Raw genomic sequence first — 5480 nt, forward strand, 5'->3', positions numbered from 1 at the left:
CCTCTTACCTCTTACCCCTTACCTCTTACCTCTTACCCCTTACCTCTTACCTCTTACCCCTTACCTCTTACCTCTTACCTCTTACCCCTTACCTCTTACCTCTTACCTCTTACCCCTACCCTCCACCCTCTACCCCTACCCTCAATTATGAAATCCCAATGGGAGTGTGTGCTCGAAAATCTAGGTGAATGGGTAGGTTCATTTACTACCGTCACCGCTGGCGGGGAATCGATCGAGGATATCCCTAGTATTATCAAACTTGAAGGTAGTCCCGATAACCGATCGGTTCATCTGGTGCTGACGCGGTTTTATCCGCTGCCAAATAGCACCGAACGCTATCCCAAAGAAGTAGTGTGGAACTTCAGTACGCCTCCGGGTATCGGTGCGATTTACTTCGAGACGGGTGCTTTTAGTTCGGGAGCCTTGGCGGTAAGTGCGGGAGTAAAGACGATCGCCGAATTTTCGCTTAGAGCCGCAGATCGCCGCTTTCGGACGATCGAAACTTTCGACATCGATGGAAAACTCGATCGAGTCACCTTCGTGCGCGAGCAGCGTCAAGGCACGATCGCGCCAGAACGTCCGCACCTGACTATTAATGATTTGGTGGGCACTTGGACGGGAACGGCAACGACATTTTATCCACAGTTGGCACCGATCGTGACTCAGACAGCAACGACATTTACGGCTAGTGCTACGGGTTATCAGTTAGTAACAGATGAGGACTCGATCGATTTGAGAGTCGCGAACCAACGATTGCTATTTGCTACCGATCGATCGGGTGAATCTTATCAGATGCTCCTGCTGCCCGATGGGAGTTATACGACTACACCCACCCAGATTCGGCGAGGATGCCCCTTTGAGCTAGAAATTGGTTGGATGTACCAGCCAGGACAGCGGCAGCGGTTGGTGCGGCGATATGACAGCGCTGGGCAATGGCATAGCGCCACGTTGATTTGTGATGAATTCGGGCGGTCTTAAATCTACCTAACGTGTATGACGTTCGGCAAGACTTGTTGAAGGGGTGAGGGGTAAGAGAGTAAGGCTTACTGCCCAATTTTCACTTAAGAAGATTTTGGTCAACGATGAGTATAAATACTGGCGATTTTGGCAGACTGAGCTATTTGCTAATAATTGGTTCCAATTGTTAGGTTATTTCGCAAAAGTTGGGTAATATAAAGAAAAGATTAAATTTATTCTAGGTGAGAAAAATTATCCAAAATATTACCATCAACCCTCATGTATTACGCCTCCTCTGGAAGGCAGTCTCGGAAATCAACTACCAAGCCATGTCCCTGCCCGATCGAGACCTCTCGCGAGTCATCACCGACAAGGTGAGGGATCGCATCATCCTTGATTCTGAAGAAGCCCAAAATTTAGACAGTTATCTGACATCGAGACTTTTACTCATCAGAGATTTGGCTGAGGCACATTAACGTGTTTGAATTTTGCAATTTGGCGAGAAATTATGAGGGATGAAGGGTTGTAATATGAATCGCCCTTCATCTACTTTGCCTAGCTAAGAATTAAGCATTGACATTGACTTTAACTTTTGGTTCGACGAAATAATCGCCGCGCTCGTCAACCCCAATTTGACCCAGCGATTCGTCGCCCGTAATCAATCTTGCCCCACGTTTGCGCGTGAAATAACTCCACGTCCACTGAATAAATACGACCAATTTACTATCGAATTCAATTAGATAATAAATGTGGACGAATACCCAAATCAACCAGGCTAAGAAGCCAGACATCTTGATTTTACCAAAGTCAGCCACTGCTGAATGTCTGCCGATGACTGAGAGACTGCCAGCATCGTAATATTCAAAGGCAGGTAAACTGGCACCAGCGAGTCGCTGTTGGATCAGGTCGGCAACATATTTACCTTCTTGGGTGGCAACGGGTGCTACTCCAGCGAGGGGTTTACCATCTGGCTTGGTAAAGTTTGCCAGATCGCCAATGACAAAAATCTGCGGATAGCCTTTGACACTTAAGTCCGACTCGACCATCACTCTGCCCACGCGATCGAGTTCCACACCAGTATGGTCTGCTAAAATCTTACCCATCGCTGAAGCTTTAACACCAGCCGCCCACAGTACGGTTCGGGCTTCGACACACTCTGTCTGCTCGCCCTGACGGATGGTAACGACGTTATCGGCGATATTTGTCACTAGTGCTTTTGTCTGCACCTGCACGCCCAATTCGACTAGGGATGCTGCGGCTTTGGCAGAAAGTTCTGGTGGATAAGGTGGCAATACGCGATCCATCCCTTCGACGAGGATGACTTTGGCTTCAGCGGTATCGATGTTGCGGAAGTCTTTTTTGAGAGTACTATATGCCAATTCAGCGATCGCGCCAGCTAATTCTACCCCAGTCGGGCCGCCGCCGACGATGACAAATGTCAGCCACGCACGGCGTTTTTCGATGTCTGTCTCTTTTTCAGCGGCTTCAAATGCCATAAAAATCCGGCGGCGCATTTCCAGCGCATCTTCGACCGTCTTTAAGCCGGGAGCGGTGGGTGCCCATTGGTCGTTACCGAAATAGTGATGGCTGACACCTGTCGCGACGATTAGGGTGTCATAATTTAGTTCGCCCTTATTTAAAAATACCTTCTGCTGCTGCGGATCGACATCGCGCACCTCGCCCATGATCACCTTAGTATTTTGCTGCTTGTTGAGGATCGATCGCAGTGGTGAGGAAATATCCGCAGGCGACAAACCACCTGTGGCAACTTGATACAGCAGCGGTTGGAACAGGTGAAAGTTCCGCTTGTCGATCAGTGTGACCTGGACGGGGGCTTTGCCTAGCGATAGTGCCGCATGAAGTCCGCCAAAACCACCGCCAATAATAACGACATGATGCAATGATTGGTGCTCGACTTTATTTGTCACGATCGGCTTTCCTCTAGTGGGTCTTAGACGCCCATTATAACTATGAATTCACTTCCAGAGTAATGTCGATAATATTTTTTAGCTAGATTTATTTTAACTGAATCTCGATCGCTAGTCGTATTTCCGAGCGGATGATGACGATTATTGGTGAAGTATTATTTATTTTACTCGCGATCGTCTCGCTCTTTTTTGGCGATCGCTAAATAGTGAATGAGTATGGTCTAGATCTGTAGGTTGGGTTGATGTTATGGAATCTTTGTCAAATCCAAGATGAAGCCTGACATAATATCCGTACAATCGATCGAGTCTGGGTCTTGAATAACTTCAACATCTTTGCTCGATCGATAGATTTCAACTTGCTTATCTTGGGGATTAATTAAGAGTCCGAGCTTTACACCTAACCGTTGATATTCGAGCATTTTGGATTGGAGATCGCTCAATCTGGCGGTAGTAGAGCGCAGCTCGATGAGGAAATCCGGCACAACTGGAATAAATTGTTTGAGCGAAACACCTTCTAGGCGGGAGTTTTCAATCCACGAGACATCAGGAGACATTTTGCCACCACCGATTCCAGTAAAATCATATCCAGTCGAAGAGTCAAATGCTGTTCCTAATTGAGTGCGTTCGTTCCAATCCCAAACTCGACCAAACAGATTTCCATTTCTTTTCCCACTCTCCCCAAATGTCGGAGCCATAACGATTAATTTTCCTTCTTTGGTTAACTCCATTCGCAAATCTCGATTGTCTTGGCACAATCTGTCGAATTGTGCTGGCGTCACATGGAGATCTGCGCTGTGAATATTAACCGCAACTGTTTCTTCCGCTAGGGATTGGGCGACGTTCATAAAACCTCAATGCGATCGATTAGCTTTCACTATATTTCTATTATGCCAGAATGGAATTGCCCCGACTGGCAACCCAAAAAAAAAGCCCGCAGGTGCGAGCTTTTTATAACTTATGGCGACCGTGAGATCTGCTCCGTTTCGACATCGCCGTGGGGTTGGAAACCCCCGCTCATGATGCAAAGTCCGCCTTCGCGGACTAGGAAATTAATTAGTCCGCGAAGCGAAAAGTGCGGTCTTGGGGTTTCCCCAAGTAGAGCACCTTTTCAAGACAGGCGGACTTTGCATCACTAGACCCGATTTTAATCGGAGGCTAAACCTAACGTCGAGCTAATTTCTTAGAAATCTTCCGTAACCGAATCGATAGAGGAGTGACTTCTACCAACTCATCGCCGCTGATATATTCGAGCGCGCGTTCGAGCGTCATATCGATCGGTGTTTTGAGCTGTACCAATTCTTCCCCACCAGAAGCACGGTGGTTGGTTAATTGCTTGCTCTTACAGATGTTCAGTTCGAGATCCTGTGGACGATTATTTTCACCGACGATCATTCCTTTATAGACCTTAGTACCAGGCTTAATAAAGAACGTACCGCGATCTTCTGCACCCATCAGCGCGTAGTCGGTAGCAGTGCCTTCTTCAAAGGAGATCAACACACCGTTGCGACGAGCGGAGATATCACCACAAGTCGGACGATATTCGAGGAAACTGTGATTCATAATCCCAGCACCGCGCGTCATCCGCATGAATTCACCTCGGAAACCGATCAAACCGCGAGCGGGAACGACGAATTCCAGGTTAGAACGACCGTTCATCCCGACGACCATATCCTGCATTTCACCCTTGCGCTGACCGAGACGTTCGATACAGCTACCGACAGCTTCTTCGGGAACGTCGAGGGCGAGCAATTCAAAGGGTTCACACTTAGCACCGCCAATTTCGCGGTAGATTACTTGCGGCTGGGAGACTTGGAATTCGTAGCCTTCGCGACGCATATTCTCGATTAGAATCCCCAGGTGAAGTTCCCCCCGTCCGGCGACGGCAAACTTATCGGCTTCATCGGTTTCTTCGACGCGGAGGGCGACGTTAGTTTCCAATTCGCGGAAAAGCCTGTCGCGAACTTGGCGCGAGGTCACGTTTTTGCCTTCAGTTCCGGCAAACGGCGAGTCATTCACGCAGAAGGTCATCTGCAACGTGGGTTCGTCCACGTCGATTAATGGCAATGCCATTGGCTCGTTCGGACAAGTAATGGTTTCACCGATATTCGCATCGGCAAAGCCAGTCACAGCTACGATATTACCCGCAGTTGCACTGGGAATCTCGATCCGCTTCAAGCCATCGAAGCCCAAGAGCTTGGTAATCCGTCCTTTGGAGATCGAGCCATCGCGCTGCATTAGCGCGGCTTGCTGACCCATGGTAATGGTGCCGTTGTGGATCTTCCCAATCACGATCCGACCGAGATAATCGGAATAATCGAGGGTCGTCACTTGCAGTTGCAAGGGCTTGTCAGAGTCGCCGATTGGGGGTGGAACGTGGCGCAAGATCGCCTCAAACATCGGTACCATATCGGTACCTTTGGTTTCCATATCGTTCTGGGCATAACCGCCGATTCCCGAAGCAAATAAGTGGGGGAAGTCGCACTGGTCGTCGTCAGCACCGAGTTCGAGGAATAAGTCTAGAACTTTATCCACCGCCGCATGAGGCGATGCTTGTTCGCGATCGATCTTATTGACTACCACGATCGGACGCAAGCC

General features: G+C 48.7%; 5 protein-coding genes. 2 read left to right on the top strand and 3 right to left on the bottom strand.

The genetic code is table 11. From position 1 onward, the window contains the following. The first annotated feature begins 147 nt into the window (after positions 1 to 147). Together RMO52_RS04500 and RMO52_RS04505 are read left to right on the top strand one after the other, a co-directional pair. The gene (locus tag RMO52_RS04500; RefSeq protein WP_310411266.1) at positions 148 to 978 is read left to right on the top strand and encodes a DUF3598 family protein; all 831 of its coding nucleotides are present in this window, start codon (positions 148 to 150) and stop codon (positions 976 to 978) included. Between the two features lie 221 nt (positions 979 to 1199). Beyond that, complete coding sequence (locus tag RMO52_RS04505) at positions 1200 to 1433, top strand: hypothetical protein (RefSeq protein WP_309740339.1); 234 nt, start codon at positions 1200 to 1202, stop codon at positions 1431 to 1433. A 90-nt stretch (positions 1434 to 1523) separates the two neighbouring features. Here RMO52_RS04505 and RMO52_RS04510 read toward each other — a convergent pair whose 3' ends face one another. From RMO52_RS04510 to RMO52_RS04520, 3 genes are all read right to left on the bottom strand, one after another. Beyond that, positions 1524 to 2885 carry an NAD(P)/FAD-dependent oxidoreductase gene (locus RMO52_RS04510; protein ID WP_309740338.1) on the bottom strand — a complete coding sequence of 454 codons (1362 nt, stop codon included), beginning with the start codon at positions 2883 to 2885 and terminating at the stop codon, positions 1524 to 1526. Positions 2886 to 3130: 245 nt separating this feature from the next. Next, positions 3131 to 3730 carry a Uma2 family endonuclease gene (locus RMO52_RS04515; protein WP_309740336.1) on the bottom strand — a complete coding sequence of 200 codons (600 nt, stop codon included), beginning with the start codon at positions 3728 to 3730 and terminating at the stop codon, positions 3131 to 3133. A 316-nt stretch (positions 3731 to 4046) separates the two neighbouring features. Further along, positions 4047 to 5480 (bottom strand): EF-Tu/IF-2/RF-3 family GTPase (locus RMO52_RS04520; protein ID WP_310411270.1); only part of this gene is annotated, 1434 nt, incomplete at its 5' end.

The organism is Chamaesiphon sp. OTE_8_metabat_110, assembly GCF_031382685.1.
GTDB lineage: Bacteria > Cyanobacteriota > Cyanobacteriia > Cyanobacteriales > Chamaesiphonaceae > Chamaesiphon.

Coding starts and splice junctions, on each gene's coding strand:
- RMO52_RS04500 (WP_310411266.1), top strand. CDS start 148: ATGAAATCCCAATGGGAGTGTGTGCTCGAAAATCTAGGTGAATGGGTA.
- RMO52_RS04515 (WP_309740336.1), bottom strand. CDS start 3,730: ATGAACGTCGCCCAATCCCTAGCGGAAGAAACAGTTGCGGTTAATATT.